The sequence below is a fragment of the Streptomyces sp. NPDC034049 genome, assembly GCF_055575575.1.
Window position 1 is genome coordinate 1,003,130 of the sequence record NZ_JBVISJ010000001.1, and the last position, 25,922, is coordinate 1,029,051.

The 25,922-nt window shown below is 72.8% G+C and carries 27 protein-coding genes and 1 pseudogene; 15 read left to right on the top strand and 13 right to left on the bottom strand.

Going from position 1 to position 25,922, the window contains the following annotated elements; all coding sequences use genetic code 11:
• Positions 1-117 precede the first annotated feature (117 nt).
• Complete coding sequence (locus ACZ52C_RS04470) at positions 118-1,521, top strand: hypothetical protein (RefSeq protein ID WP_469073343.1); 1,404 nt, start codon at positions 118-120, stop codon at positions 1,519-1,521.
• Here ACZ52C_RS04470 and ACZ52C_RS04475 read toward each other — a convergent pair.
• A pseudogene (locus ACZ52C_RS04475) lies at positions 1,519-1,688 on the bottom strand (VOC family protein); the annotation flags it as partial. The gene ACZ52C_RS04470 and the pseudogene ACZ52C_RS04475 overlap by 3 nt on opposite strands.
• 196 nt (positions 1,689-1,884) lie before the next feature.
• On the opposite strand from ACZ52C_RS04475, the gene ACZ52C_RS04480 reads away from it, so the two are divergent.
• The 3 genes from ACZ52C_RS04480 to ACZ52C_RS04490 all read left to right on the top strand — a co-directional run bounded on the left by ACZ52C_RS04480 (position 1,885) and on the right by ACZ52C_RS04490 (position 4,959).
• On the top strand, positions 1,885-3,483 hold the full coding sequence (locus tag ACZ52C_RS04480; RefSeq protein ID WP_469073344.1) for an ABC-F family ATP-binding cassette domain-containing protein: 1,599 nt from the start codon (positions 1,885-1,887) through the stop codon (positions 3,481-3,483).
• A 336-nt stretch (positions 3,484-3,819) separates the two neighbouring features.
• Positions 3,820-4,041 carry a helix-turn-helix domain-containing protein gene (locus ACZ52C_RS04485; protein ID WP_006123601.1) on the top strand — a complete coding sequence of 74 codons (222 nt, stop codon included), beginning with the start codon at positions 3,820-3,822 and terminating at the stop codon, positions 4,039-4,041.
• A gap of 126 nt (positions 4,042-4,167) precedes the next feature.
• Positions 4,168-4,959 (top strand): enoyl-CoA hydratase/isomerase family protein, encoded by a 792-nt coding sequence (locus tag ACZ52C_RS04490; RefSeq protein WP_469073345.1) that lies wholly within the window; start codon positions 4,168-4,170, stop codon positions 4,957-4,959.
• A gap of 30 nt (positions 4,960-4,989) precedes the next feature.
• Here the strand turns inward: ACZ52C_RS04490 and ACZ52C_RS04495 are convergent, their stop codons facing one another.
• A complete protein-coding gene (locus ACZ52C_RS04495) occupies positions 4,990-5,775 on the bottom strand; it encodes a nucleopolyhedrovirus P10 family protein (protein WP_469073346.1) in 786 nt (261 codons plus the stop codon).
• Positions 5,776-5,863: 88 nt separating this feature from the next.
• On the opposite strand from ACZ52C_RS04495, the gene ACZ52C_RS04500 reads away from it, so the two are divergent.
• Genes ACZ52C_RS04500 through amaP form a run of 5 tightly spaced genes read left to right on the top strand, consistent with a single transcriptional unit; the run spans position 5,864 to position 8,283 of the window.
• Positions 5,864-6,349 carry an Asp23/Gls24 family envelope stress response protein gene (locus tag ACZ52C_RS04500; protein ID WP_469073347.1) on the top strand — a complete coding sequence of 162 codons (486 nt, stop codon included), beginning with the start codon at positions 5,864-5,866 and terminating at the stop codon, positions 6,347-6,349.
• Positions 6,350-6,377: 28 nt separating this feature from the next.
• The gene (locus ACZ52C_RS04505) at positions 6,378-6,563 is read left to right on the top strand and encodes a hypothetical protein (protein WP_220649693.1); all 186 of its coding nucleotides are present in this window, start codon (positions 6,378-6,380) and stop codon (positions 6,561-6,563) included.
• Positions 6,560-6,970, top strand: coding sequence for an Asp23/Gls24 family envelope stress response protein (locus ACZ52C_RS04510; protein WP_469073348.1), 411 nt, complete (start codon positions 6,560-6,562; stop codon positions 6,968-6,970). The genes ACZ52C_RS04505 and ACZ52C_RS04510 overlap by 4 nt, the downstream gene beginning before the upstream one ends.
• Entirely contained in the window at positions 6,967-7,698 is a 732-nt protein-coding gene (locus tag ACZ52C_RS04515; RefSeq protein ID WP_469073349.1) for a DUF6286 domain-containing protein, read from the top strand. The genes ACZ52C_RS04510 and ACZ52C_RS04515 overlap by 4 nt, the downstream gene beginning before the upstream one ends.
• A gap of 6 nt (positions 7,699-7,704) precedes the next feature.
• Positions 7,705-8,283, top strand: a complete 579-nt coding sequence (amaP, locus tag ACZ52C_RS04520; protein WP_469073350.1) for an alkaline shock response membrane anchor protein AmaP — start codon at positions 7,705-7,707, stop codon at positions 8,281-8,283.
• A gap of 16 nt (positions 8,284-8,299) precedes the next feature.
• On the opposite strand, the gene ACZ52C_RS04525 is transcribed toward amaP, so the two are convergent.
• The 5 genes from ACZ52C_RS04525 to ACZ52C_RS04545 form a co-directional block, all read right to left on the bottom strand.
• On the bottom strand, positions 8,300-9,055 hold the full coding sequence (locus tag ACZ52C_RS04525) for an SDR family oxidoreductase (protein WP_469073351.1): 756 nt from the start codon (positions 9,053-9,055) through the stop codon (positions 8,300-8,302).
• A gap of 5 nt (positions 9,056-9,060) precedes the next feature.
• The gene (locus tag ACZ52C_RS04530; RefSeq protein ID WP_469073352.1) at positions 9,061-10,863 is read right to left on the bottom strand and encodes a glycoside hydrolase family 15 protein; all 1,803 of its coding nucleotides are present in this window, start codon (positions 10,861-10,863) and stop codon (positions 9,061-9,063) included.
• A gap of 116 nt (positions 10,864-10,979) precedes the next feature.
• Complete coding sequence (locus tag ACZ52C_RS04535; protein ID WP_319108613.1) at positions 10,980-11,273, bottom strand: hypothetical protein; 294 nt, start codon at positions 11,271-11,273, stop codon at positions 10,980-10,982.
• Complete coding sequence (locus tag ACZ52C_RS04540) at positions 11,270-11,953, bottom strand: SigE family RNA polymerase sigma factor (RefSeq protein WP_469073353.1); 684 nt, start codon at positions 11,951-11,953, stop codon at positions 11,270-11,272. Before ACZ52C_RS04540 ends, ACZ52C_RS04535 begins: the two co-directional genes overlap by 4 nt.
• Positions 11,950-13,506 carry a sodium:solute symporter family protein gene (locus ACZ52C_RS04545; protein ID WP_469073354.1) on the bottom strand — a complete coding sequence of 519 codons (1,557 nt, stop codon included), beginning with the start codon at positions 13,504-13,506 and terminating at the stop codon, positions 11,950-11,952. The genes ACZ52C_RS04540 and ACZ52C_RS04545 overlap by 4 nt, the downstream gene beginning before the upstream one ends.
• A 168-nt stretch (positions 13,507-13,674) precedes the next feature.
• Here ACZ52C_RS04545 and ACZ52C_RS04550 point away from each other — a divergent pair, with 168 nt between their 5' ends.
• The 4 genes from ACZ52C_RS04550 to ACZ52C_RS04565 all read left to right on the top strand — a co-directional run bounded on the left by ACZ52C_RS04550 (position 13,675) and on the right by ACZ52C_RS04565 (position 17,479).
• Positions 13,675-13,914 carry a DUF3311 domain-containing protein gene (locus ACZ52C_RS04550; RefSeq protein ID WP_045560818.1) on the top strand — a complete coding sequence of 80 codons (240 nt, stop codon included), beginning with the start codon at positions 13,675-13,677 and terminating at the stop codon, positions 13,912-13,914.
• A 66-nt stretch (positions 13,915-13,980) separates the two neighbouring features.
• Positions 13,981-16,128 carry a carbon starvation CstA family protein gene (locus ACZ52C_RS04555; protein ID WP_469073355.1) on the top strand — a complete coding sequence of 716 codons (2,148 nt, stop codon included), beginning with the start codon at positions 13,981-13,983 and terminating at the stop codon, positions 16,126-16,128.
• Positions 16,125-16,313 (top strand): YbdD/YjiX family protein, encoded by a 189-nt coding sequence (locus tag ACZ52C_RS04560; protein ID WP_469073356.1) that lies wholly within the window; start codon positions 16,125-16,127, stop codon positions 16,311-16,313. Before ACZ52C_RS04555 ends, ACZ52C_RS04560 begins: the two co-directional genes overlap by 4 nt.
• Positions 16,314-16,519: 206 nt before the next feature.
• The gene (locus ACZ52C_RS04565) at positions 16,520-17,479 is read left to right on the top strand and encodes a hypothetical protein (RefSeq protein ID WP_469073357.1); all 960 of its coding nucleotides are present in this window, start codon (positions 16,520-16,522) and stop codon (positions 17,477-17,479) included.
• Between the two features lie 29 nt (positions 17,480-17,508).
• Here ACZ52C_RS04565 and ACZ52C_RS04570 read toward each other — a convergent pair whose 3' ends face one another.
• The 3 genes from ACZ52C_RS04570 to ACZ52C_RS04580 form a co-directional block, all read right to left on the bottom strand.
• Positions 17,509-18,312, bottom strand: coding sequence for an SURF1 family cytochrome oxidase biogenesis protein (locus ACZ52C_RS04570; protein WP_469073358.1), 804 nt, complete (start codon positions 18,310-18,312; stop codon positions 17,509-17,511).
• 229 nt (positions 18,313-18,541) lie between these two features.
• Positions 18,542-18,775, bottom strand: coding sequence for a hypothetical protein (locus ACZ52C_RS04575; RefSeq protein WP_078853751.1), 234 nt, complete (start codon positions 18,773-18,775; stop codon positions 18,542-18,544).
• An 80-nt stretch (positions 18,776-18,855) separates the two neighbouring features.
• Entirely contained in the window at positions 18,856-19,866 is a 1,011-nt protein-coding gene (locus ACZ52C_RS04580; RefSeq protein ID WP_469073359.1) for a DEDDh family exonuclease, read from the bottom strand.
• Positions 19,867-20,056: 190 nt separating this feature from the next.
• Between ACZ52C_RS04580 and ACZ52C_RS04585 the strand changes: the two genes are divergently transcribed.
• Together ACZ52C_RS04585 and ACZ52C_RS04590 are read left to right on the top strand one after the other, a co-directional pair.
• On the top strand, positions 20,057-21,040 hold the full coding sequence (locus tag ACZ52C_RS04585) for a sterol desaturase family protein (protein ID WP_469073360.1): 984 nt from the start codon (positions 20,057-20,059) through the stop codon (positions 21,038-21,040).
• Positions 21,037-21,729, top strand: coding sequence for a lysoplasmalogenase (locus ACZ52C_RS04590; protein ID WP_469073361.1), 693 nt, complete (start codon positions 21,037-21,039; stop codon positions 21,727-21,729). The genes ACZ52C_RS04585 and ACZ52C_RS04590 overlap by 4 nt, the downstream gene beginning before the upstream one ends.
• A gap of 36 nt (positions 21,730-21,765) precedes the next feature.
• Here the strand turns inward: ACZ52C_RS04590 and ACZ52C_RS04595 are convergent, their stop codons facing one another.
• From ACZ52C_RS04595 to ACZ52C_RS04605, 3 genes are all read right to left on the bottom strand, one after another.
• Positions 21,766-22,806: a CopD family protein gene (locus ACZ52C_RS04595; protein WP_469073362.1), complete on the bottom strand. Its 1,041-nt coding sequence runs from the start codon at positions 22,804-22,806 to the stop codon at positions 21,766-21,768.
• 100 nt (positions 22,807-22,906) lie between these two features.
• Positions 22,907-24,280 carry a CoA transferase gene (locus tag ACZ52C_RS04600; protein ID WP_469073363.1) on the bottom strand — a complete coding sequence of 458 codons (1,374 nt, stop codon included), beginning with the start codon at positions 24,278-24,280 and terminating at the stop codon, positions 22,907-22,909.
• Between the two features lie 98 nt (positions 24,281-24,378).
• Complete coding sequence (locus tag ACZ52C_RS04605) at positions 24,379-25,908, bottom strand: S8 family peptidase (protein ID WP_469073364.1); 1,530 nt, start codon at positions 25,906-25,908, stop codon at positions 24,379-24,381.
• Positions 25,909-25,922: the final 14 nt, after the last annotated feature.

Sequence of the window (25,922 nt, forward strand, 5' to 3'; positions counted from 1 at the left end):
AACCAAGGCGATCCTCCTCGGTGCGGACCCCTGGGAAAACCCGTGCGTTGGCCACCCCTGTCGCCCGCTGTGACATTCCGTTTGGGTTTTCGGACCGTCAACCGGAAGACTGCCCCCGTGACGTCCCGTAATCCGCGCGACTCCAGGCTCCGACTCGTCAGCCCGCGAACCCTGGCCGCCGCTCCCCGAGCAGCAGTGACCCAGCGCCGCCGACCGGCTCCCCGGCCCCCGGAGGGCACCCCGCCGCCCGTGGAACTCGCCCGCATGGCCCGCGCCGTCCTGGCGGACGCGGCCCGCGTCGCCCGCTGGGCCGATGCCGTCCTGCGCCCGGGCCGCGAGGGCGCGAGCCCCGACGGCAAGGGCACCCTCTCCGCCGCGACCGCCGAACGGGCCGCCGCCGAACTCGGGCTGACCCCGGCTCAGGTCCGCCACGACTGGGACACGGCACGCCTGGCCGGCCTGATCGAGGTGCACGGCGACAGTGCGCGCCCCGGCTGGCGCCTGCGCGCCTGGAACCGCGACGACAGCGCCGTCCTGCGCGGCTGGGTCGCGTTCTTCGACGCCTGGTCCATCGCCTATCCGGAGCCCGAGGACCGGGAACCCGCGGCGGTCGCCGAGGTCGTCTCGGCCATGCCCCAGGTCCTCTCCTTCCTCCAGCTCTCCGCCGGGCCCGTCCCCGTGGAACAGCTCCTCGACCTCCTGGAGCAGCGCGTCACCGAACTGCGCACCGAGCGCTGCGAGGTCCCCTACGGCCCGCAGCCCGGACCCGGGCCCGGCGCGGAGCCCACGGCCGAGGACACCCCCCTCGCCCCGCTCCTCGACTGGTCCCTGCGCGCCCTCGCCTCCGTCGGCGCCCTCACCTACGGCGACGGCCAGGCCACCCTCACCCCGCTCGGCAGCTGGGCGGTCTGGGTCAAGCTCGAACAGATCTGTGTCGCCGCGCAGAGCCCCGCCGGCAACATCGAGGTCTCCGCCGAGGACATGCTCAGAGGCTGCGCCCAGCTCCGCCCGAACGCGGCCCGCGCCGAGTACCGCGCCTGGCTCGCAGCCCGCCCCGTCGGCGGCGCCGTCACCGAACTCATCGCCGCCGCCCGCGGCGAGGACGCCCTCATCCGCGGCCTCGCCTTCGAGGCCCTGCGGGTCGTCGGCGCCCCCGCGGAGCCCGACGTCCGCACCGTCGCCGACGAGACCCCGCTGCGCCCCTACGCCCTGCTGTGGCTCGCCGAGCACGACGGCGCCGACCCCGAGGACGCGCACGAGGTCCTCACCCGGGAGGAGTCCACCTGGCTCTGGGTCGACACGGCCGCGGCCGTCGCCGACCACGGCGAGGCACCCCTGCTCGTACGGCATCTGGAGTCCGCCGTGCAGGCCACCGTCCCCGCGCTGCTCGACGAGGTCCGCGCGGTGGGCCACCCCCGCACCGTCCAGGTCCTGGTCGCCCTCGCGGCGGCCCACCCCGACCCGGCCCTCGCCAAGGCCGTGCGCCGCGCCGCCTTCCAGGTGCACACCGGAGGCAGCTGACGGGGGCATCAGGATCTCCACACCGTGCTCCACGGCCCGCCGGTGGTGGGCGTCCATGTCGTCCACGACGACGTACACCCCGGCGGGCCCCGCGCCGGCTCGGCGTGCCGCACGACGCCGTCCTCGCCCTCGTGCACCGACAGCTCGGTGAAGCCCAGCGCCTCCGTCCTCCGTCCTCCGTCCTCCGTCCTCCGTTCCTCGTGAGCCGGTGACCGAGACCACGTGATCCCTTGTCATACGGGCGGAAAACCGCTTGCCGGCCCCAGTTAGAATCGGCCCATGGCCATTCTCCTCGCGCATTAGACGGCGGGAACGTCCTCAGCCGCCCACACCCGCCACCCCCATCCGCCCTGGAGTCTGTCCGTGATCTCCGCCTCCGGTATCGAGCTGCGTGCCGGTGCCCGCGTCCTCATCGAGTCCGCCACCTTCCGTGTCGCCAAGGGCGACCGCATCGGCCTGGTCGGCCGCAACGGCGCCGGCAAGACCACCCTCACCAAGTGCCTGGCCGGCGAGGGCATCCCGGCCGGCGGCACCATCACCCGCTCCGGCGAGGTCGGCTACCTCCCGCAGGACCCCCGCACCGGCGACCTCGACGTCCTCGCCCGCGACCGCATCCTCTCCGCGCGTGGCCTCGACGTACTGATCCGCAAGATGCGCGACAACGAACAGCGGATCGCGAACGGCCAGGGCGCGACCCGGGAGAAGGCGCTCAAGCAGTACGAGCGCCAGGAGACGGAGTTCCTCACCAAGGGCGGGTACGCCGCCGAGGCCGAGGCCGCCACCATCGCCGCCGCGCTCAATCTGCCCGACCGGGTGCTCGGCCAGCCGCTGCACACCCTCTCCGGCGGTCAGCGCCGCCGTATCGAGCTGGCCCGCATCCTGTTCTCCGACGCGGACACGCTGCTCCTCGACGAGCCGACCAACCACCTCGACGCCGACTCGATCGTGTGGCTGCGGGACTACCTGAAGACCTACCGCGGCGGCTTCATCGTGATCTCCCACGACGTCGACCTGGTCGAGACGGTCGTCAACAAGGTGTTCTACCTGGACGCCAACCGCGCCCAGATCGACGTCTACAACATGGGCTGGAAGCTCTACCAGCAGCAGCGCGAGGCCGACGAGAAGCGCAGGAAGCGCGAGCGGCAGAACGCCGAGAAGAAGGCCGCCGCACTGCACTCGCAGGCCGACAAGATGCGCGCCAAGGCCACCAAGACCGTCGCCGCGCAGAACATGGCCAAGCGTGCCGACCGGCTGCTGGCCGGCCTGGAGGCCGCCCGGGTCTCCGACAAGGTCGCCAAGCTGCGCTTCCCGGAGCCCGCGCCCTGCGGCAAGACCCCGCTCACCGCCGAGGGCCTGTCGAAGTCGTACGGCTCGCTGGAGATCTTCACCGACGTCGACCTGGCCATCGACAAGGGCTCCCGCGTCGTCATCCTCGGCCTCAACGGCGCCGGCAAGACCACCCTGCTCCGCCTCCTCGGCGGCGTCGAGAAGCCCGACACCGGCGAGGTGATCGAGGGCCACGGCCTCAAGCTCGGCTACTACGCGCAGGAGCACGAGACCCTCGACCCGGAGCGCACGGTCCTGGAGAACATGCGCTCCGCCTCCCCGGATCTCGACCTGGTCGAGATCCGCAAGACGCTCGGCTCGTTCCTCTTCTCCGGCGACGACGTCGACAAGCCGGCCGGCGTCCTCTCCGGCGGTGAGAAGACCCGCCTCGCGCTGGCCACCCTGGTGGTCTCCTCGGCGAACGTCCTCCTCCTCGACGAACCGACCAACAACCTCGACCCCGCCAGCCGCGAGGAGATCCTCGGGGCCCTGCGCACCTACAAGGGCGCGGTCGTCCTCGTCACCCACGACGAGGGCGCGGTCGAGGCGCTCCAGCCCGAGCGGATCATCCTGCTGCCGGACGGCGTCGAGGACCTGTGGGGCGCGGACTACGCGGACCTCGTCGCGCTCGCTTGATCGAATCGGTTGATCAACTGCCGCTGGATCATTCGGCCCATCGGTGATCCATCATCTGTGTGAGATCTCCTCGTACCGAGGTGTGTCCTACATCGATTTCACGGCCGAGCCCTTCCGCGCGAAGGGCTCGGCCGTCGTGCGTCTCTGACCTGGGACTTCACGGAACAACCCGTTCGGCCGTACGGACACGACCGGGCGGAATCACAGGTTCCGCTTGTGGGGACGCGCTCCTGTCGTCACAACCTTGTCGCACGGACCTTGCCGAATGGGTGGCCAACCCGCGCCGGAGGGGTGATCATGAGGAGACCAGAGCGCACTTCCCATGAGGAGGACCGGGTGGCCGAGACTCTGAAGAAGGGCAGCCGGGTAACCGGCGCCGCGCGCGACAAGCTCGCGGCAGACCTGAAGAAGAAGTACGACTCCGGTGCGAGCATTCGGGCGCTGGCCGAGGAAACCGGCCGCTCGTATGGCTTCGTACACCGGATGCTCAGCGAGTCGGGCGTCACGCTCCGAGGGCGTGGCGGCGCGACGCGGGGCAAGAAAGCCGCCTCGGCCTGACGCCGGGCGGCCCATCGGCTTCGATGGTGGCCACCCGGTCGGTCGAATGATCGACCGGGTGGTTACTGTGCAGTCACTTGGCGATGTTCCCTCGCTCTGCTGACCGCACCCATCGGAGGCGCAACCATGGCTTCGCTCGAACCACTGCTCGACAAGGACGGCGTACGGCTCACCGTCGACGACGCCATCGCCACGGTGACGCTGACCAATCCGGCCAAGCGCAACGCGCAGAGTCCCGCCCTGTGGCGGGCCCTCGCCGAGGCCGGGCGGTCGGTGCCGGGCTCCGTCCGTGTGGTCGTGCTGCGGGCCGAGGGCAAATCGTTCTCCGCCGGACTCAACCGGCAGATGTTCACGCCCGAAGGCATCGAAGGGGAGCCGTCGTTCGTCGATCTCGCGCGCCGTGACGACGCCGGGCTCGACGCGACCATCGCCGAGTACCAGGAGGCGTTCACCTGGTGGCGGCGCAACGACATCGTGTCCGTCGCCGCCGTGCAGGGGCACGCCGTCGGCGCGGGCTTCCAGCTCGCCCTCGCCTGTGATCTGCGCGTCGTCGCCGACGACGTGCAGTTCGCCATGCTCGAGACCAGCCTCGGACTCGTGCCCGACCTCACCGGGACACACCCCCTGGTGAGCCTCGTCGGGTACGCCCGCGCGCTGGAGATCTGCCTCACCGGACGGTTCGTCCAGGCGGACGAGGCCCAGCGGATCGGGCTCGCGAACCTCGCGGTACCCACCGACCAGCTCGACGACACGGTGCGCGACCTCGCCGGTGCGCTGGTCACCGCGCCCCGGGACGCCGTCGTCGAGACCAAGGCGTTGCTGCGCGGTGCCCAGGACCGCGGGTACGACGAGCAGCGGGCGGCCGAGCGTCAGGCCCAGGCCCGGCGTCTGCGGGACCTCGCGGGCATCGGCGAGTAAGCCGGCCGGTCCTTACGGTCGGCTGCGGGGTCAGGTGCCGATCGCTGTGATGAGCACCGCCACCGAAGGGTGGTCCGGCAGGCAGACGGTCACCGCCCCGCGTACCTCGCGGGCCACGTCCAGCGCACGCCGTTCCTCCGTCACCGCCAGCTCCACGCGGACATGGCGGCGGGGGAGGGCCGACCCCGCGGCGATGTCGACCGCGCGGCCGAGACCGCCGACGCCCCCGAGACCTCCGAGCGCACCGGTCAGACGGGCGACGCCGGGGACGGAGAGCGCCGCCGCGGCCACGCGGGACTCCTCGTCGTCGCCGGCCGGGGCTGTCGGAGCGGGGGCGGAGGGCGGCGGTGCGGGCGCCGGACCGGGCCCCGCGTCGGCCTCCAGCAGCCGCGTCACCTGGAGGTCCACCTCGGCCACCGTCAGTCCGAGGCGCTCCCCGGCGGCGGTGAACAGGGCCGCGCGCAGACGGGCCGCCGTGGCCGGGAGCGGCTCGGCGGCCGGGCCCGCCATGGCCGCGAGATCGGCCGTGATCCGGAGCGGACCGGGCGGCAGGGCACTCGGGGGCGGGGGCACGGCCGTGTCGTGACCGTACCCGTGCGCGTCCTCGCCCTCCTCACCCTCCTTCGCACCGGCGCCGACCGGCTCGATACGGAGCCGGTCGAGGCTGAGCCCCCGCAGGGCCGCCGCCGTGCGGCGCAGGGCCGCCCCGGCCGCGCTCTCCGTGATCCACGTGCCGTCGTGCGGGTCGCCCAGGGGGAGCACGCGGCCGAGCCCGAGCTGCTGGCGTACCGCCTTCGTCCAACCGTCCGCCGTCATTCCTCCAGCCTGCCCCATCCCCGGCGCGCGGCGCCGCAACCGCGCTTACTGTGGGCTTGAGGGGGGACGACCGGAAGGGACTGACGGCATGACTGACATGACGGAGCGGAACCGGACGGAAGGACCCGACACCACCAAGGAGTCGACGCAGGTCGGGCGCGGGACAACCCGGCGCGGCGGCGGCGATCCGGCGGCCCGCGGGCGTACGACCATCGCCGACGGCGTCGTGGAGAAGATCGCCGGACTCGCCGCGCGGGAAGTGGTGGGTGTGCACGCCATGGGCAGTGGGCTGTCCCGGACCTTCGGGGCCGTGCGCGACCGGGTCCCCGGCGGGGCCAAGTCCGTGACCCGGGGTGTGAAGGTCGAGGTCGGCGAGGTGCAGACCGCGCTGGACCTGGAGATCGTCGTCGACTACGGGGTGTCCATCGGCGACGTGGCCCGTGATGTGCGCGAGAACGTCATCGCGGCCGTCGAGCGGATGACCGGCCTGGAGGTCGTCGAGGTCAACATCGCCGTCAGCGATGTGAAGCTGCCGGACGAGGAGGACGAAGAGCCGGAGTCCCGGCTGCAGTGAGCGGGGCTCGAGTCGCTAGGAGCGCAGCATGAGCTTGGCCGTGATCGGCATGGTCGCCGGGATGGCGCTGGGCTTCGCCGGATACTTCGGCGGATTCGGGGCCTTCCTGCTGGTGGCGGCGCTGGGAGCCGTCGGCTTCGTCGTCGGCCGGTTCCTGGAGGGGGACCTGGAACTGGGCGACTTCTTCCGCCCGCGTGACGACCGACGCCGATGAATCCGGCGGACAGCGGCCGTCCCCCTCAGACGCAGGAGACGCGGGCGACGCGACCGACGCAGCCGGCGCAGGCCGTGGCGCCCGGTGGACGAGGGGCGACGCGGATCGCCGACCGGGTGGTCGCGAAGATCGCCGCCCAGGCGGCGCGCGAGGCACTGGTGGCGTCGGCGCCCGCCTCCGCGCCCCCGAACGCCACCGTCGTCGTCGTTCACGAGACGGCGCGCGTCCGTGTCACGCTCGGGCTCCTCTACCCCTCGGACATCGGTGGCCAGTGCGCTGCGGTGCGTCGTCATGTCACCGAGCGGGTAGGGACGTTGGCGGGAATGCGCGTGACGGAGGTGGCCGTCCAGGTGGAACGGCTGCACCTGGCACACGCCCACGACGTGGCACAGGGGAGGACGCGATGAGCGAACCCCACGGCACCGAAGGCACCACGCGACGCCTACCCGTCATCGAGAAGGCCGCCGCCGGGACGGCGTCGGACGACGCGGCCGCCGGCGGCGAGGCGGCCGGCCGCGATCCGGACCAGTCCGCGTCCGCCTCCGCCTACCTCCCGCCCCCCGCCCCGGAAGGCGGGAGGGGCGAGAGCGGCGGCGAGCGGCGCTTCTGGTCCGCGCGCAGAGTCCCCGCGGCCGTCCTCGCGGTGCTCCTCCTCGCGGGCGTGGGCCTCTTCCTCTACGACGTCGTCGCCGTCCGCGCCGACCGGCCCGCCATGGCATGGCGCCGCTCGCTGGCCCGGGAACTCGCCGAGCGGCCCCTCGACGACATCTGGGTCCTCGTCGGCGCCGCGGTCGCCGTCCTCCTCGGCCTCTGGCTGCTGGTGCTGGCCGCGACCCCCGGGCTGCGCGACGTCCTGCCCATGCGGCGCGTCCACCCGCACGTCCGGGCCGGACTGCACCGGGACGCCGCCGCCCTGGCCCTGCGGGACCGGGCCATGGAGGTGCCCGGCGTGCGGTCCGTACGGGTCCGGGCGGGACGCAAGCGGGTCGACGTCCGCGCGGTCTCCCACTTCCGGGAACTCGACGACGTCCGGGCCGACCTGGACGTCGCACTCGCCGAGGGCATCCGGGGACTGGGCCTGGCCCGGCCCCCCGCCCTCTCGGTGCATGTCCGCCGCCCCGGCCGGAAAGGGTGACCCGCGATGCTGAGGATCGTCAACCGCGTGCTGCTCGGAGTCGTCGGGCTCGTCCTGGTGGTGGTCGGCGGCACCGTCCTCGCCGTCGGGCTCGGCGTGCACCCGCCCTCCTGGTGGCCCTACGACGGCCGGCGGGACGTGCTGCTCAGCGACGCCGACCGGACCCGCTGGCGCGACTCGGGCTGGTGGTGGCCCACCGTGCTCGCCGTGCTCGCCGTCCTCGTCCTGCTCGCGCTGTGGTGGCTGACCGCCGTGCTGCGCCGCCACCGCCTCGCCGAGGTGCTCGTCGACACCGGCGACGGCGAGGGCGCGCTGCTCCGGGGGCGGGCGCTGGAGGGCGTGCTCACCGCCGAGGCGGCCGGCTCCGACGGCGTCGAACGCGCCCACGCCCGGCTGACCGGCCGCCGCAACGCCCCCGAGGCCCGGGTCCGCCTCCTCCTCCAGCCCCATGTGCACCCGGGGGACGCCCTGCACACGCTGACCACCGAGGCACTGGCTCACGCCAGGGAGTCGGCTGGACTGGCCGCGCTGCCGGCGGAGGTCCGGCTGCGAGGAGCCGGACACCGCGCGGAGAGGGTCAGTTGACGATCGCCGACGACCGTCAGAACCCGTGCCTCATCCCACCGTCGACCGGCAGCATGATCCCCGTCAGATAGGACGCGGCCGGAGACAGCAGGAAGGCCCCCGCGCGCCCGAACTCCTCCGGCCGCCCGTACCGACGCAACGGGATCCGCGATTCGTGGGCCGCCCGCGTCGCCTCCGGGTCCGCCGACATCCCGTCCAGCTCCCGCACCCGGTCCGTGTCGATACGGGCCGGGAGCAGGCCGACCACCCGGATGCCGCGCGGCCCCAACTCGTCGGACAGCGACTTGGCGAACCCGGCGAGTCCGGGCCGCAGCCCGTTGGAGATGGTCAGCCCGGGGATCGGCTCGTGCACCGACCCCGACAGCACGAAGCCGATGACCCCGCCCTCGCCCAGCTCCTCGGCCGCGGCCCGCGCCAGGCGCACCGCCCCCAGGAACACCGATTCGAACGCGGTGGTCCACTGCTCGTCGGTGTTGTCGGCGACGAAGCCCGGCGCCGGTCCGCCCACGCTGACCAGGATGCCGTCGAAGCCGCCGAAGTGCTCACGGGCGGCGGCGATCAGCCGTGCCGCGGCCCCGGCGTCCGCGTTGTCGGCGGCGACACCCACCGCGTTCGCCCCGAGCGCCGCGGCCGCCGCGGCCACTGTCTCCTCCTCGCGGCCCGTGACGACCACCTTCGCGCCGTCGGCGACGAGTTCCCGCGCGACCGCGTTGCCCAGTCCGCGGGTCGCCCCGGTGACGATGTAGACACGGTCCTTCAGCCCAAGATCCATGGCCCCTATCCTGCCTTCTTGCCGTCGAAGAGGGCGAGGGCGGTGCCGACGAGACCGACGTGGCTGAACGCCTGCGGAAAGTTTCCCAGCTGACGGCCCGCCACCGGGTCGTACTCCTCCGCGAGCAGACCCACGTCGTTGACCAGCCCCACCAGCCGTTCGAACAGGTCGCGGGCCTCCTGGGTGCGGCCGGTCAGATGCAGTGCGTCGGCCAGCCAGAACGAGCAGACGAGGAACGTGGCCTCGCCGCCCGGCAGCCCGTCGACGGAGCCGGTCGCCGCCGTGAGGCGGTCGGCGCCGTAGCGGCGGACGAACCCCTCGTGGCACAGCTCCTCGCGGATCGCGTCGACCGTGCCGACAACCCGGGGGTCGTCCGGCGGCAGGAAGCCCATCAGCGGGATGAGCAGCAGCGCGGCGTCGAGTTCGCGGGAGCCGTAGGACTGGGTGAACGTGCCCCGGTCGGCGTCGAAGCCGCGTTCGCAGACCTCGCGGTGGATCTCGTCGCGCAGGGCCCGCCAGCCCTCGAGGTCGCCGCCGGTGAGGGTCGGGTCGTCCTCCAGCGTGCGGACGGCCCGGTCGGCGGCCACCCAGCACATCACCTTGGAGTGCGTGAAGTGGCGACGCGGACCGCGCACCTCCCACAGCCCCTCGTCCGGCTTCCGCCAGGCCGTCCGCAGGTACTCCAACAGCGCGCACTGCATCCGCCACATGTCGGGCTTGTCGGGGAGGCCCGAACGCCGGGACACGAAGAGGGAGTCCATGACCTCGCCGTACACGTCCAGCTGCAACTGCCGTACGGCGTCGTTGCCGACCCGGACCGGGCGCGAGTCCTCGTAGCCGGACAGCCACGGCAGCTCGTACTCGGGGATGCGGCGCTCACCGGCGAGGCCGTACATGATCTGCAGGTCGGCCGGGTCACCCGCGACCGCGCGGAGCAGCCAGTCGCGCCAGGCCTCGGCCTCCTCCTGGTAGCCGCAGGACAGCAGCGCGCCGAGGGCGAGGGTGGAGTCGCGCAGCCAGCAGTGCCGGTAGTCCCAGTTGCGGACGCCGCCGATCTCCTCCGGCAGGGAGGTGGTGGCCGCCGCGACGATGCCGCCGGTGGGGGCGTAGGTGAGGGCCTTGAGGGTGATCAGCGAGCGGACCACGGTGTCCCGGTGCGGGCCGTCGTAGCGGCAGCGCGCCGCCCAGGCCCGCCAGTCGTGGAGGCTCGACCGCAGCGCCTCGTACGGGTCGACGAGGCGGGGGCGCGGCTCGTGCGAGGGGTGCCAGGTCAGCACGAACGCGACCTTCTCACCCGGCTCCACCGTGAACTCCGCGTACGTGGCCCGGTCCTCGCTCCACGACCGCACCCGGGGCTCGCTGCGCAGCCAGACCGCGTCGGGGCCGGCGACCGCCACACGATGGCCGTCCGACCGGCGCATCCAGGGGACCGCCGAGCCGTAGTCGAACCGCAGACGCAGGGTGCTGCGCATCGTGACCCGGCCGGACAGGCCCTCCACGATCCGTACGACGTCGGGGGCGCGGTCGCGTTGCGGCATCAGGTCGGTGACGCGTACCGCGCCGTCGTCGGTCTCCCATTCGGTGTCGAGCACGAGCGAGTCGTGCCGGTAGGAGCGCCGCGTACAGGTGCCGCCCTCGTCGGGCGCGATCCTCCAGTGGCCGTTCTCCTCGTCACCGAGCAGCGCGGCGAAGCACGCGGCCGAGTCGAAGCGCGGCAGGCAGAGCCAGTCGATGGAACCGTGGCGACTCACCAGCGCGGCCGTCTGGTGGTCGCCGATCAGGGCGTAGTCCTCGATGTGGGGATGCACGGGGGTCGGGTTCCCGGGGCCGGGGGTGATCAGTCCGGCGGGATCCGGAGGGCGTGGCCCCGGCAGCGGTCCCGTCAGCCCGGTCCCGTCAGCCCGGTCCCGTCGGACCGGTTCTGTCAGCCCGGTCCCGTCCCCGCCGTGGTCCCTCCCACCCCCGAGAAGATCACCCCGGAGCCGGACGGGGCCTGGTTGAGCACCCAGAGGCCGATCAAGGTGGCGACGGCGAAGACCACCAGCATCAGGACGGCCAGCACCAGCCGCCGCCGGCGCTCACGGCGGAGCCAGTCCCCCCGTGCCGTCCGGTACGCGTCCGGCGCGGCGTGCACGCCGCCCGCCAGCGCGGCGAGCGCCGCGGCCAGTTCCCGCTCGGTGCGGTCCTGGCCGGTGTCGTTTCCGGTGGTGTCGTTCATCGCCGGGCCTCCATCGCCTGGGTGAGGGCGGCGAGGCCGCGTGCGGTGTGGGTCTTGACCGAGCCGCAGGAGATGCCCATCGCGGCCGCGATCTCGCTCTCCTTCAGCCCGAGCCAGTGGCGCAGCACCAGCGCCTCCCGCTGCCGGGCGGGCAGCTGCTGGAGCGCGCCGATCAGCACCCGCTGGTCGTCGTGGAGGAGCGCGGTGCTCTCGGCGGAGGCCACCGGCTCCTCCACCACGGGGAGTTCCACATGCCGGCGGGCGACCTGGAGGTGCCGTATCCGCATCCGGGTCAGATTGCAGACGGTGGAGCGGAGGTACGCCTCCGCCGCCTCGGCGTCCCTGAGCCGCCGCCACTTGCGGTAGATCTGGTAGTACGCCTCGGCCACCACGTTCTCGGGGTCGTCCGCGCCCAGCAGCACCGCGAGCCGCAGCATCGAGGAGTAGTGCAGCTCGAACAGCCGGGCGACCCCGGCCTCGCGCTCCACGTCGGAGGGGTCCCCGAGGGCACCCGGCGGCAGCGCGGGGTTCGGGACCGGCGGGGAGTCCGGTGCCGGCGCGGGGCCGGGGAGCAGGGGTTCGGCGGCCGGAGCCGGTACCTGTCCCAGCGGCTCGGTGGCCGTCAGGGGCGCGGAGGCCGCCGGGGAAACCGGTATACGCATGTGCGTTCTGCGTCTCACGGGTTGCTCGCTCCCGTCTCGGGGCGCCGCCTGACGGTCAGGCGGGACGGTAGGTCGGTCGCGTCGGCGCCGCGCGGGACACCGAGCCGTTCGAGGACCGCGGTGCCGGCGACGGCGACGGTCAGATTGAGCAGGAGGGCGAGCAGTCCGGCGTAGATCTCCAGCGAGCCGCCGCCCAGCAGCACGATGGAGGAGAACCCCTCGCGCACCACCAGGAAGGTGCCGGTCACCATGCCCACGCCCCACCCCGCCAGCAGCGCCCGGGGATGCAGCCGCCCGGTGAACAGGCCGACCGCCACCGCCGGGAAGATCTGTAGGATCCACACCCCGCCGAGCAGCTGGAGGTTGATGGCGTCCTGGTCGCGCAGGCCGAACACGAACGCCACCGCCCCCACCTTCGCCGTCAGCGACACCACCTTGGCGATGCGCACCTGACGCTTGGGCGTGGCGGTGGGCTGGAAGTACTCGACGTACACATTGCGGACGAAGCCCGTGGCGGCCGCGATCGACATCACCGCCGCCGGGACCAGCGCGCCCACGGTGATCGCGCCGAACACCAGTCCGGCCAGTGGGCCCGGCATCAGCCGGTCCACCAGCATCGGCACCGCCGCCTCGGCACCGCCCTCGGGGGCCCGCACGCCCGACGCGAGCGCCGCGACCCCGAGGAAGCCGAAGAGAGCCAGCAGCCCCGTCCAGGCGGGCAGCGCCACGGCGACCTTGCGGACCGTGCGCGGCCCGTCGGCGGCGAACCCGGCGGTCAGCACGTGCGGGTACATCAGCAGGGCCAGCGCCGAGCCGAGCGCGAGAGTGGCGTAGGCGGGCTGCTGCTCGGGCGCCAGGAGGAGCGCGGACTCCTCGACACCGGCGCCGCCGAGCCGCCGGGCCGCCCCCTCGAAGACCGCGCCCGGGCCGCCGAACCGTTCCAGCACCAGCCAGCACACGGCGGTCAGCGACACGAAGACGGCCACCGCCTTCAGCGCCGAGATCACGGCGGGCGCCCGCAGCCCGTGCCGGTACGTCGCCACCGCGAGGCCCGCGAACAGCGCGACCATCACCAGGTCACCGGCCGCGCCCTTCGGATAGACACCCCCGGCCGTCAGCACCGCCCTGATGCCGAGCAACTGCAACGCCAGGTACGGCATCGTCGCGAGGATCCCGGTCAGCGCCACCACCAGCGCGAGCGGCGCCGAACCGTACCGGCCGCGCACGAAGTCCCCGGCCGTCACGTACCCGTGCCGCCGGGCCACCTCCCACAGCCGGGTCAGCAGGACGAAGGCCAGCGGGCAGACGATCACCGTGTACGGCACCGCGAAGAACGCCGGCGCCCCGTTCCCGTACGCGAGGCCGGGGACGGCGGTGAAGGTGTACGCGGTGAAGATCGTGCCGCCGAGCAGCAGCCAGGTCCACACCGGGCCGAGGCCGCGGTCGGCCAGCGCCCAGCCCTCCAGCGAGGGCAGCCGGTCGCTGGGCCGCAGCCGGCGCGCGGTGACGGCGAGCAGCGACGCTCCGCCGATCACGGCGAGGAACGTCGCGGTCATGGCAGCGTCCGCCATGGGTCACCGTCCTTGGTGTGCCTGGGCCCTCGCCTGTTGGTTGCGGGGACGGCCGATCCGGATGACACGGAATCGGCGGGAAATCTTCTGGAAATTCGCTGTCAACCGATCCCGGCGAGTGGGCAACTCTTGCACAGACCCCCAGGAAGCGGGAGAGGAGAGCAGGTCATGGCACAGACCGGTCACCCCCGGCTACGGCGCGTCGCGATCGCCGTACTGCTCCTCGCGCCCGCCGCGGGCCTGCTGTGGGTCCCCTGGTACGCCGGTGCCGCACCACGGCTCGCGGGCACGCCCTTCTTCTACTGGTACCAGCTCGCCTGGGTGCCGGGCTGCGGCCTCTGCCTGCTCGCCGCGTACGCGCTGACGGAGCGGCGACGCTCCGCCGGGCACCGCGACCGACATCGCTGAGTCGCAGCCGCACCCTCCCCCTTTCTTCCCTTCTCTGCCGTACCCCCGTTGAGGTCAGGAGCCGCCATGTCTACGTCAGTCATGCCCGAACCCGGTCGCGAGGCGCCGGAAAAGCCGCGTATGTCACCGAGATCGATCGCGCTGTGGATCGGCGTCGCCCTCGTCGGAGCGGTCGGCTGGGCCGTGCTCGCCCTCTCCCGGGGCGAGGAGATCTCGGCCGTCTGGCTGCTCATGGCGGCCCTCGGCTCGTACGCGATCGGCTACCGCTTCTACTCCCGGTTCATCGCCCGCCGGGTCCTCCAGGTCGACGACACCCGGGCCACCCCCGCCGAACGGCTGGAGGACGGCGTCGACTACCACCCGACCGACAAGCGGGTGCTGTTCGGCCACCACTTCGCCGCCATCGCCGGCGCGGGCCCGCTGGTCGGACCGGTGCTGTCGGCCCAGATGGGCTATCTGCCGGGCACCATCTGGATCATCGCGGGCGTGATCTTCGCCGGTGCGGTGCAGGACATGATCGTCCTGTTCCTCTCCATGCGCCGGGACGGCAAGAGCCTCGGCCAGATGGCCCGCGACGAGATAGGGAAGGTCGGCGGCGCCGCCGCGCTGATCGGTGTCTTCGCCATCATGATCATCCTGCTCGCGGTCCTCGCGATGGTCGTCGTCAACGCCCTCGCCGAATCCGCCTGGGGCACCTTCTCGGTCACCATGACCATCCCGATCGCCCTCTTCATGGGCTTCTACCTGCGCTATCTGCGCCCCGGCCGGGTCGTCGAGACCAGCTTCATCGGCGTCGCCCTGCTCCTGCTCGCCATCCTCGGCGGCGGCTGGATCCAGGACTCCTCGCTCGCCGAGTACTTCGTCTGGAGCCCCGAGACGCTGGTCTTCTGCCTGGTCGGCTACGGCTTCGTCGCCTCCGTGCTGCCCGTGTGGATGCTGTTGGCCCCGCGTGACTACCTCTCCACCTTCATGAAGGTCGGCACCATCGCACTGATGGCCGTCGGTGTCGTCATCGCCGCCCCGAACCTGCGCGCCGAGTCGGTCACCGAGTTCGCCCACACCGGCGCCGGGCCGGTCTTCGCCGGCTCCCTCTTCCCCTTCCTCTTCATCACCATCGCCTGCGGCGCCCTGTCCGGCTTCCACGCCCTGGTCTCCTCCGGTACCACGCCGAAGCTGATCCAGAAGGAGTCCCAGGTCCGGCTGATCGGCTACGGCTCCATGCTCACGGAGTCCTTCGTCGCCGTGATGGCCCTGATCGCCGCCTGTGTGCTGGAGCCCGGCCTCTTCTACGCCATGAACTCCCCGGCCGCGCTGCTCGGCCCGACCGTCGACACCGCCGCCGAGGCGGTCAAGAACCTCGGCTTCACCATCACCCCGGAACAGCTCACCGCGGCGGCCAAGGCCGTCGAGGAGGAGACCCTCGTCGGCCGCTCCGGCGGCGCGCCCACGCTCGCCGTCGGCATGTCGGAGATCTTCGCCGGGGTCTTCGGCGGCGCCGGGATGAAGGCCTTCTGGTACCACTTCGCGATCATGTTCGAGGCCCTGTTCATCCTCACCACTGTGGACGCCGGCACCCGCGTCGGGCGCTTCATGCTCCAGGACATGCTCGGCAACGTCTGGAAGCCGATCGGCCGCGTCACCTGGAAGCCGGGCATCTGGATCACCAGCGCCCTGGTCGTCGGCGCCTGGGGCTACTTCCTCTACGCCGGGGTCACCGACCCCCTCGGCGGAATCAAGCAGCTGTTCCCCCTGTTCGGCATCGCCAACCAGCTGCTCGCCGCCGTCGCCCTGGCCGTCACCACCACCGTCCTGATCAAGTCCGGCAAGCTGCGCTGGGCCTGGGTCACCGGCATCCCGCTGGCCTGGGACGTGGCCGTCACCTTCACCGCCGGCTGGCAGAAGATCTTCTCCGACCACCCCGCGATCGGCTTCTTCGCCCTGCGGGACAAGTACGCGGCGGCCATCGACAAGGGCGAACTGCTGCCGGGCGCCACGACCATGGACGACATGCACACCATCGTCACCAACAACACGGTCGACGGCGTGATCATGGCGATCTTCCTGCTCCTGGTGCTCACGGTCCTGGTCAACTGCGCCGTGGTCTGCGTGCACGCCGTACGGTCCCCGGTGCCCCTGCCGTCGACCGAGGCCCCGTACGTCGAGTCCCGCATCGACGACGACACCGAGAAGCAGTTGGTGGGGGCACGCCGATGACTGTCCGGAGCTGGGCGCGAGGGGTCCGCTGGTACCTCCGGGAACTCACCGGAGAGGCCGAGTACGACCGTTACTGCGAACGCCGGCGCCGCCACCACCCGGCAGCGCCGGTCCCGACCCGCCGGGAGTACGACGCCCAGCGGACGTCCTACAGGGAACAGCACCCGGAGGGCCGCTGCTGCTGAGAGCGACGGCCATCTGCTGAGCCGGCACGGGGCGCGTTGTCGGGTGCGGGAGCGCAGGGCCTGCTCCTTGCGCCCCTGAAAAGCACGGGGCGCCCCCTGCTTTTCAGGGGCGCGGGGAACTGCGCGAGAAGCCCCACCGGACCCGCACCCGGCAACGCACCCGCAACGCACCCGAACCCACCCCCCTCCCACCCCCGGATCCAGAGATGCTGAGACGCCGACCCTCCCTGCTGATCCGCCCCGAACTCGACGACGCCCCCCTCCACACGACCCTGGCCGACCTCCGCCCCACCCCTCAGCTCCACGGCCTCGGCGCCGGCCGCACCCGCCCCGTGTGGGAACCCGTGGCCGACCTCCTGCGCGCCACCGGCCGCGACTGGGACCGCCGGGCGCACCGCGTCGCCGTACTGGCCCAGCGACTCCCCGCCGCCGTTCCGCAACGCTGGACGGCCGACCGCCCGGAGGACGGCGACGCCCTCACGTTGCGCGCCTTCGTCGAGTCGTACCGCGCCCCGGCCGCCGACCGGGCCGCCGTCCGCCGCGCCGAACACTCCTGCCTCCGCGCCGCCGAGGCCTGCCCGGAGGACCCCACGCCCTGGCTCGCGCTGCTGTCGCTGATGGACACCTGCGCCGTACCGGTCAGGGACGCCGTGCCCGTGTGGACGGAGGCCGTCGACCGGGCCCCCTGGCTCCGGACGTCCTACCACCGGTTGCTGCGCTATCTCTCCCCGCGCGGCCACGGGACGGTCCCCGACATGATGGACTTCGCCTGGCAGGCCGCCGCCCGCGCGCCCCACGGCTCACCGCTGGCCCTGCTCCCGGTGGCGGCCCGCGTCGAACTCATGGCCCACCGTCAGGGGTCGACACCCGTCGACGCCCTCGGCTCGGGCGGCGGCAACTGGAACGAGCCCCGGTCCGTCCACGAGATCGACCTGGCCCTCACGGGCTGGTTCGACGTCGGCACCGCACCCCACGCCGAGGCCGTCACCGACCTCAACACCCTCGCCTTCGCCCTGACCCGCGCCCACCGCCCGGCCGAGGCCGCCCCCGTCTTCGCCCGCCTGGGCCGCCATATGACGACCCACCCGTGGGACCTGCTCCCCGAGCCGCGACGCACGTTCGTGTACTGGCGGGAGCGCTCGGTGGAGAGCCGCGACCGTGCCTGAACCGGCCGGCACCTGAACCGGCCGGCCCCCTACACCGGCGCCGGCGCCGTCTCCTTGTCGTCCTCGGCCTCCGCGGCGGCCGCCGCCTCCACGCGGTCGCGGCGCTCCCGGCGGGCGAGGACGACATAGCCGACGGGAACGCCGAGGGCGAAGAGCCACCATTGCAGGGCGTAGGCGTAGTTCAGCGCGGCGTTCTCGTCGCCGGGGCTGCCGAGCTGCTCCGGGGTGTCGCCCTTGGGGTCGGGCGAGGTCTGCGCGAGATAACCGCCGAGGACCTGCACGCCGAGGCGCTTCGCCTCCCGCTCGCTGTCGATCAGCATGATCTGCCGGTCCGGCAGACCCTGGAGATCCTTGATACCGCTCGCCTCGGTCGTCTCGTCGGGCATCAGCCGCCCGGTGACGGTGACCTCGCCGGCCGGCGGCGCGGGAACCTCGGGGAACGCGGTCTGACTCGGGGCGTCCGCGGGGATCCAGCCCCGGTTGACGAGCAGCACCCTGCCGTCGTCGAGCACGAACGGGGTCAGGACGTGGAAGCCGACCTCGTCATCGGCGTTGACCCGCCGACGGACGACGACCTCGTCATCGGTGTCGAACCGGCCCTTCGCGGTCACCGTGCGGTAGCGCTCGGCGCTGGTGACGGTGTGCCCGGGGGAGGTCAGCCGCTCCACGGGCACCGGCTTCGCGGCCAGCGCCTCGGCGACGAGCCGGTTCCGCGCGCTGCGCTCCTCGTAGCGATGCATCTGCCAAATACCCAGCCTGACCATGGTCGGGACCAGGACGAGGGCGAGCAGCGCGAGGATCACCCACTGCCGGGACAACAGGAAGCGGTACACCCACTGACCGTACCTCGCGCAATTCGGCCCTCGGCGGGAGGGTCCCGCCGAGGGCCGTCACCTCCGCAGATGCGGAGAGCACCCAACCGATTTGCAGGGGCGTGGGGTCTACCGCGGGCCCCCCCGCACTGGCGGGGACAAGGGTCCTCACACTGGCGGGGACAAGGGTCCTCACACTGCCACGGCTGACAAGGGGAACGATGGTCGGCTCAGGCGGTCACGCGTCAGCTCAGACTTTGTCGACGATGCCCGCCTTCCCCTCGGCGCGCGCGCAGTGGGCGCCGCAGTACCAGTGGCCGTCGACGTCGACGCCCTGGCCGATGATCTGCACCCGGCAGTGCTCGCAGATGGGGGCCATGCGGTGGATCGCACAGGAGAAGCAGTCGAAGACGTGCACCGCGCCCTGGGCGTGGACCTCGAAGGTCATTCCGTAGTCATTGCCGCAAACTTCGCATCTCGCCATGCGCCACAGGGTGAGCCGTCGCCGCCGCGCGGGCGAGCGGGCGCCGGGCGAGTCGCCCGGCAATCACCCGTCCGTACGGGTCACTCGTCGGCGGGCGCCACATCGCGCAGCAACTGCCCGAACGCGGCCTCGTCCACCACCGGCGTCCCGTACTGCCGGGCCTTGACGACCTTCGACGTGTTCGAGTCGGGGTCGTTGGTGACGAGCAGACTGGTCACCCGGGACAGACTCGTCGCCACATGCAGCCCCGCCTCGATCGCGCGGTCCTCCAGCAGATCGCGTTCGATCGAGGTGTCCCCGGAGAAGGCGACCCGCATGCCCTGCTTGAGCGGTTTGCCGTCCTCGAAGCGCCCGGGGTTGGGATAGGGGCACGCGGGCCGCTTCCGCGAAGGGCGCCAACTGGTGGGCTGATAACCGCCGTAACCCCCACCCTGACCGCCGCCGTGACCCGCCTGCTGCCCGATGCGGGGCGCGGCCGGGCTGTCCCGCCACTCGGTCAGCGGTCGGCACTCGTGCAGCGGCAGCCGTACACCCCCCGCGGCGGCGGCCCGCAGACTCGGCCGGAACGCCTCCGCCAGCACCCGCGCGTCGTCCAGCGCGTGGTGCGCCCGCTGCTGCACCACCCCGAAGTGCGCCGCCAGCGACTCCAGTTTGTGGTTGGGCAGCGGCAGCGCCAGCTCCTTCGACAGCGCGATCGTGCACAGCCGCTGCCGCACCGGCGCCTCGCTCTCCGCGCGCGCGTACTCCCGGGCGATCATCGACCAGTCGAACACCGCGTTGTGCGCGACGAGCACCCGGTCCGCGAGCCGCGACGAGAACTCCTCCGCGATCTCCTTGAACAGCGGCGCCCCTTCGAGCACATCACTCGTCAGCCCGTGGATCCACACCGGCCCCGGATCCCGCTCCGGGTTGACCAACGTGTACCAGTGGTCCTCGACCTCGCCCCGCGCGTCCAGTCTGTACACAGCCGCGGAGATTATCCGGTCGTCCCGGGCCAGCCCGGTCGTCTCCACGTCCACGACCGCGTACCCCTGGGGATACGCGGCCGGCCAAGGCGCTTGCGACGCTGCGGTCGTGTGGTCTTCGAGCATGGTCCCTGAGGATACGGGCCGGGACTGACAGCTCGTTACCCGGCGGTGGCACCGCACAAGTGACGGGGCGACAGCTCTTCCCTCGCCCCCCGCTTTGGCGAGGAGCGCCAAGAAGCAAGCGCGTACCGCCGGAAATACTTGTCAGTAACAACGTCTAGCCCCCGTCGACCAGCGGATCTACCGTGCCCCCATGCCGAACCTGCCCGATGTCGTGCTGTGGTCGATACCCGCCTTCGTGCTGCTCACCGTGATCGAGGTGATCAGTGTCCGGATCCATCCGGACGACGATGCCGCGGGGTACGAGACGAAGGACGCCGCGACGAGCGTCGGCATGGGGCTCGGGAGTCTCGTCTTCGACTTCCTCTGGAAGATCCCGATCGTCGCGATCTACACGGCCGTCCACGAACTGACCCCGCTGCGCGTCCCGGTCCTGTGGTGGACGGTCCCGCTGATGCTGCTCGCGCAGGACTTCTTCTACTACTGGTCGCACCGCGGCCACCACGTGATCCGCATCCTCTGGGCCTGTCACGTCGTCCATCACTCCAGCCGGAAGTTCAACCTCACCACCGCCCTCCGGCAGCCCTGGACGACCTGGACGGTGTGGCCCTTCTACGTCCCGCTCATCGCCCTCGGCGTGCACCCGGCCGCGCTCGCCTTCTGCTCCTCCGCCAACCTCGTCTACCAGTTCTGGATCCACACCGAGCGCATCGGGAAGCTGCCCCGCGCCTTTGAGTTCGTCTTCAACACGCCCTCGCACCACCGGGTCCACCACGCCTCCCAGGGCGGCTATCTGGACCGCAACTTCGGCGGCATCCTCATCGTCTGGGACCGGCTCTTCGGCTCGTTCGTCGAGGAGACCGAGCGGCCGGTGTACGGCCTGACGAAGAACATCGACACATACAACCCGCTGCGGGTCGCCACCCACGAGTACGTCGCCATCGCCAAGGACCTGAAGAAGGCGAGCGGTTGGGGCGAGCGGGCCGGGCGGGTCTTCGGCGGCCCCGGCTGGAAACCCGCGCAGCCGTCCCCGGCCGACTCCTCCGGTTCGGCCGGGCGCGACGCGGCGGGCGACGGGCCCCCGGCCCCGACCTCGACCACCACCCCGTCCCCGGCTTCGCCCCCATCCCCGCCCCAGGCATCGCTCTCGGCCCCGCCCTCGAAGACCGTCGCGTGAAGCGAGACACAGGGGCCGCCCTCCTCGTCGCCTTCGGGGTCGCCGCCGGCGTCGACCTCGCCTCCCTGACCATCGGGTTCGACGCGGGGCACCTCGCCGCCAAGCCCCTGCTGATGCCCCTGCTCGCGGCGTACGCGTACACCCGCGGCGCGCCCCGACCGCTGCTCGCCGCCCTGCTGTTCGGCTGGGGCGGCGACGTGCTGCTCCTCTCCGACGCCGAACCGGCCTTCCTCGCCGGGATGGGCTCCTTCGCGGCGGGACACGTCTCCTACCTCGTGCTGTTCGCCGGCCTCGGCAGGCGCGACAGGTTGGGGGAGCCGGCGTCCGGTGTCGCGTACGGCCTGGCGTACGGCCTGGCCCTGGTCGTCGCCGTCGTGAGTCTGTGGCCCGGTCTGCCGGCGGAACTGCGCATCCCCGTCGCCTGCTACAGCGCCCTGTTGACCACGATGGCGTGGGCCGCCGCCCGGTTCGGGTCCGTCGCGGGGCTCGGCGGCGCGCTCTTCGTGGTGTCGGACATGCTCATCGCGACCGGCGTCGCCGAGTGGCCGCAGCCGCCCCGCCCCGACCTGTGGATCATGCTCACCTATCTGGCGGCGCAGTACCTGCTCACCCGAGGGGCCCTCAACACCCTCGGTACGCGCCCCTCGTCCACCCCGGCCGAGGGTGGGGCGTCCCGGCACACGGTCTGACCGGGCCACGCGGCGCACCTCCGCTCCGTCGCCGCCTCACCAGCGGATCGGCAGCGGCAGCGCTGTGAGCAGCGCCGACACCGCGACGACCGCGCCCAGTACGACCACCTCCGCCCGCGCGGGAGCGCAGGCGCCGAGGGGATCGTCGGCCGCGCGGCGCAGCCGGAGCCGTGCCCAGAGGGCCAGCACGGTGACGGCGGCCACCAGCACCACCTTGGCGAACAGGGCGCGCCCGTACGCCGTCTCCGTCAGCTGGTCGAGCACCGTGCCCGGCGGCATCCGGCGCAGTGTGCTGCACACCCCGCTGGCGGTGACGGCGGCGAGCAGTATCGCGGCCACGCGCGCGTAGAGGCCCAGCAACGCGGTGCCCCGCCCCGACGAGCGCCACGCGCGCGTGCGAAGGGTCCGCAGCACGTGCAGCAGTCCGCCCGCCCACAGGGCCGCGCATGTCAGGTGCACCAGGGTCAGACCGGTGCCGACCAGCGGGTCGTGGTGGTCGGTGCTCGGGTGGGCGCGCAGCGCCTCCGCGACGACGACGGCGGCCAGGGGCAGCGCCTGGGCGGCGGGCCGCCGGCACAGCGCCGGCAGACCGGCCGCCGCGAAGGCGTTGACCTCCACGAGGGCGAGCGTGCCGTCCCGGGTCTCGTAGAGGCCGCCCACGTCCATGTCGGCGGGGGAGTCCGGCACCAGATTGCCGGTGGCCACGACCGAGGCCAGCCCCAGCGAGGCCACGAGGCCGGCCCCCGCCGCCCAGGGCGCCCAACTGCGCGGCGCCTGCCCGGGCGCGCCGGGCACCCGTCGCACCAGCCGGGCCACGAACAGCTCGCCCACCGGCACACACAGCGCCGCCAGCAGCACCGTCCGCAGCAGGGCGATCCCGCCGGCGCCGGGCGCCCCGGCCTCACCCGTGCCGTCGAGCGCCACCCGCGGGCCGAACAGGGGTATCAGCGCCGCCACGGCCACCAGGACGAGCACGACGACGGCCCGCCCGGCCCCGCCCCCGGCCCGCCCCTCAGGCCCGGCGGCTTCCATCCCCGCCACTCCCGCCGCGTCCGTCGTCCGTCTCGTCAGGCTCACCCCGGAAAGTTCACCAGTCGCACCAGATCAGGGCAAGTGCCGGAAATCGACTGGCAGTTCGACATTCCGCCCATCCATACGGCCCGGAGGCCGCGGTGATTCAACGCCAGCGCGCCTCGTCCGCACCCCAACGCCCCGGAGGCCGAGCCCAGTCGCCCGGCCCGCCCTCGAAGGACACCGGCGACAGCGCGTACCGCAGCCGCCCGAGGGGGCTGTCCCGCTCGGCGAGCCAGGCGTCCGGCGCGCCGAGGGCCCCGCCCTCACCAGGGGCCCGCTCGATCCCGTCCGTCAACCAGGCCGCCGTACGTGCGAGGGCCAGCCGGACGACTCGGCTGTACCCCTGCTCCGCCTGTTCGGTGAGCGCCCGCAGCACGGCCGCCGCCAGCAGATAGCCCGTCCCGTGGTCGAGTGCCTGCGCGGGCAGCGCGCCCGGCCGCTCCGCCGTACCCTCGACCGCCGCGATCCCCGTCGCCACCTGCACCAGACTGTCGAACCCCCGCCGCCCGGCCCACGGCCCGTACGCGCCCCAGGCCGAGAGCTGCGCCACGATCAGCCCGGGACGCCGGTCGACCAGTGCCTCGGCCGACAGCCCGAACCGGTCCAGCGCACCCGGCCGGTACCCGGTGACGACGACGTCGGCCTCGGCGAGCAGCGCCTCGAACGCCCTCGGGTCTGCGGTCAGATCGAGCGTCGCCGACCGCTTCCCGAAGCCCGTGTCGGCGTGCTGGTCGAGGATCTCGGGCATCCCCGGCGGATCGATCCGCAGCACGTCCGCGCCCAGCAGGGCGAGTGTCCGGGTGGCCACGGGGCCCGCGATGACCCGGGTCAGGTCCAGGACCCGTACCCCGGCGGCGGGCGACAGCGGCGCCTCGGCCGAAGGCAGGGGCGGGAGCACGCGCGCGTAGGCCGTGTCCAGCCGCTCGTGCTGGACCAGCGGCCGGGCCGCCACCGCCCGCGCCTGCTCGTGCGCGGCCCACTCCCCGGGCGTCCGCAGCGCCACCGCCAGGCCCCCGGCCGCGTACACCGCCTCCTCGACCTCCCGCGCGGACCGCTCGGCGAGCGCCGCCTCGACCGCGGGCACCTCGGCGCCGGGCACCCCCAGCGCGGACAGCAGCCGCTCCCGGTGATGCGGATAGTTCGCGTGCGTCCGCACCCACCCGTCCGCCGTCCGCCAGAACCGCGACAGCGGCGCGAAGTTGACCGGGGCCCGCCCGTCGACCAGCAGATGACGTTCGCTCACGAAGGCGGTGCCGACCGCCCCGTCGTCCACCCGTACCCGGGGGACCTCGGCGAGCCCGGCCCGGCTGGCCCCCAGTTCGGCCGCCGCCAGCGCGCACACCCCGACGCAGGTCCGCGCCAGCTCCCGTACCGGCAGCCGGGCGTCGAGCACCCCGTCCCGTACGACGGTCGAGATCCGCCGCGGCAGGACGGGATCGCCGCCGAGTGCCGCCCACACCTTTTCCATGTCTGTCATGACCGCACTATGCAGCCGAAGGGCCGGGCGGTGTGACACCGCCCGGCCCGACGACCCGCCGCTACGACGAGAACGACCCGCCGCTACGACGAGAACCTCTACCTGGTCACCGCGTCCAGCGCGTCCGCGGTGCCGAAGCCGTAGAAGCCGTTGTGGTTCTTCGGCCCCTCGCAGACCGCGTCGGCCTTGCCGTCCCCGTCGATGTCGTACGGGTCGGTGCAGGGCGTGGCGTCGGCCTGGGCGTACAGCAGTGCCTTGACCAGGGCGGCCGGGGCGTGCGGATGCGTCGACTTGATCAGGGCGGCGACGCCCGCGACGTGCGGCGACGCCATCGACGTACCGGCCATGTAGCCCCATGTGCCGCCGGGCAGCGGGCCCAGGATCAGGCCGCTGGTGGCGGGCGGGGCGGGGGTCTGGAAGCGGGTCGAGTCGCCGCCGGGTGCGGCGATGTCGACGACGCCCAGACCGTGGTTGGAGAAGGACGACTTGATGCCCTTGGCGCCGGTGGAGGCGACCGTGACGACACCCGGCAGCTGGGTCGGGATGTCGAGGCACTCGGACGGGTCGATCACCCGGTCCGTCGGGGTCGAGTCGTTGGGGGAGACCGGGTCGGTGATCTCGTCGGCCGCGAGGTCGTAGTTCTCGTTGCCGGCCGCGGCGACATTGACCGCGCCCTTCTTCTCCGCGTACTTCGTCGCCCGGCCGAGGGCCTCCACCAGCGCCTTCTGGTCCGGGTCGTTCGTGCAGTTGAAGTACCAGGGGTCGGTGTAATAGCTGTTGTTGGTGACGTCCACCCCGTGCTCGGCGGCCCACATGAAGCCGCAGACCACGGCCTCCGTGTAGAAGAAGCCGGCGGTGGTGGACACCTTGATGCCGGACACCCTGACCCCGGGCGCCACACCCGTGACACCGACGCCGTTCTTCGCGGCGGCGATCTCACCGGCCACATGGGTGCCGTGCGCGCTCTCCGTCGGCCCCGGCCGCCAGGCCCCGTCGGTGGTGTCGGGCTTGCCCGTCACACAGTTGACGGAGGCGTCGCGGTCGAAGTTCGGCGCGATGTCCGGGTGCGTGTCGTCGACACCCGTGTCGATGACGGCGACCGTGACGTCCCGGCTGCCGAGCGACACCTCGTGGGCCTTGTCCGCCTTGATGGCGGGCAGGTCCCACTGCAACGGCTCCAGCGGGTCCTGCCCGTCCACAGCCTCGACGTCCGCGATCTCCTCGGCGGTCAGCACCTTCGGGGTGCCCACGTCGGTGGTCGACTGCGCGGGCAGCGGCGCGGTGCGGGTGGCACCGGCCGACCGGACCCCGCGCACCTCACGGATCTCCGCGGCGAAGCCGGGGTTCGTGGAGTGGACGACGACGACACCGATCCGGTCGTACGACGTCACGATCGTGCCGCCGGCCTGAGCGATCGCCTTCTTCACGTGCGCGGAGGGCCCGTGCCCCGCGCGCACGTTGACGACGTAGCTGAGCCCGGTCGCGTCGGTCTGCCCGGCCGACACGGCAGAGCCGGTCGACTCGGCCGCCGAGGCCGTGATGTTCGGTACGACGACCAGTGCGGTCGCCATGGCCATCCCCAGCGGGATCGCGGTCAGACGACGGGAGCGCTTGAGAGGCGCTGTCATGCTGTCTCCAGTTC

Excerpts from the sequence above, each read along its gene's own strand:
- ACZ52C_RS04555 (WP_469073355.1), top strand. The coding sequence starts at position 13,981 with ATGTCTACGTCAGTCATGCCCGAACCCGGTCGCGAGGCGCCGGAAAAG.
- ACZ52C_RS04515 (WP_469073349.1), top strand. The coding sequence starts at position 6,967 with ATGAGCGAACCCCACGGCACCGAAGGCACCACGCGACGCCTACCCGTC.
- ACZ52C_RS04490 (WP_469073345.1), top strand. The coding sequence starts at position 4,168 with ATGGCTTCGCTCGAACCACTGCTCGACAAGGACGGCGTACGGCTCACC.
- ACZ52C_RS04560 (WP_469073356.1), top strand. The coding sequence starts at position 16,125 with ATGACTGTCCGGAGCTGGGCGCGAGGGGTCCGCTGGTACCTCCGGGAA.
- amaP (WP_469073350.1), top strand. The coding sequence starts at position 7,705 with ATGCTGAGGATCGTCAACCGCGTGCTGCTCGGAGTCGTCGGGCTCGTC.
- ACZ52C_RS04575 (WP_078853751.1), bottom strand. The coding sequence starts at position 18,775 with ATGGCGAGATGCGAAGTTTGCGGCAATGACTACGGAATGACCTTCGAG.
- ACZ52C_RS04600 (WP_469073363.1), bottom strand. The coding sequence starts at position 24,280 with ATGACAGACATGGAAAAGGTGTGGGCGGCACTCGGCGGCGATCCCGTC.
- ACZ52C_RS04580 (WP_469073359.1), bottom strand. The coding sequence starts at position 19,866 with ATGCTCGAAGACCACACGACCGCAGCGTCGCAAGCGCCTTGGCCGGCC.
- ACZ52C_RS04525 (WP_469073351.1), bottom strand. The coding sequence starts at position 9,055 with ATGGATCTTGGGCTGAAGGACCGTGTCTACATCGTCACCGGGGCGACC.
- ACZ52C_RS04585 (WP_469073360.1), top strand. The coding sequence starts at position 20,057 with ATGCCGAACCTGCCCGATGTCGTGCTGTGGTCGATACCCGCCTTCGTG.
- ACZ52C_RS04510 (WP_469073348.1), top strand. The coding sequence starts at position 6,560 with ATGAATCCGGCGGACAGCGGCCGTCCCCCTCAGACGCAGGAGACGCGG.
- ACZ52C_RS04500 (WP_469073347.1), top strand. The coding sequence starts at position 5,864 with ATGACTGACATGACGGAGCGGAACCGGACGGAAGGACCCGACACCACC.
- ACZ52C_RS04495 (WP_469073346.1), bottom strand. The coding sequence starts at position 5,775 with ATGACGGCGGACGGTTGGACGAAGGCGGTACGCCAGCAGCTCGGGCTC.
- ACZ52C_RS04545 (WP_469073354.1), bottom strand. The coding sequence starts at position 13,506 with ATGGCGGACGCTGCCATGACCGCGACGTTCCTCGCCGTGATCGGCGGA.
- ACZ52C_RS04550 (WP_045560818.1), top strand. The coding sequence starts at position 13,675 with ATGGCACAGACCGGTCACCCCCGGCTACGGCGCGTCGCGATCGCCGTA.
- ACZ52C_RS04605 (WP_469073364.1), bottom strand. The coding sequence starts at position 25,908 with ATGACAGCGCCTCTCAAGCGCTCCCGTCGTCTGACCGCGATCCCGCTG.
- ACZ52C_RS04505 (WP_220649693.1), top strand. The coding sequence starts at position 6,378 with ATGAGCTTGGCCGTGATCGGCATGGTCGCCGGGATGGCGCTGGGCTTC.
- ACZ52C_RS04565 (WP_469073357.1), top strand. The coding sequence starts at position 16,520 with ATGCTGAGACGCCGACCCTCCCTGCTGATCCGCCCCGAACTCGACGAC.
- ACZ52C_RS04535 (WP_319108613.1), bottom strand. The coding sequence starts at position 11,273 with ATGAACGACACCACCGGAAACGACACCGGCCAGGACCGCACCGAGCGG.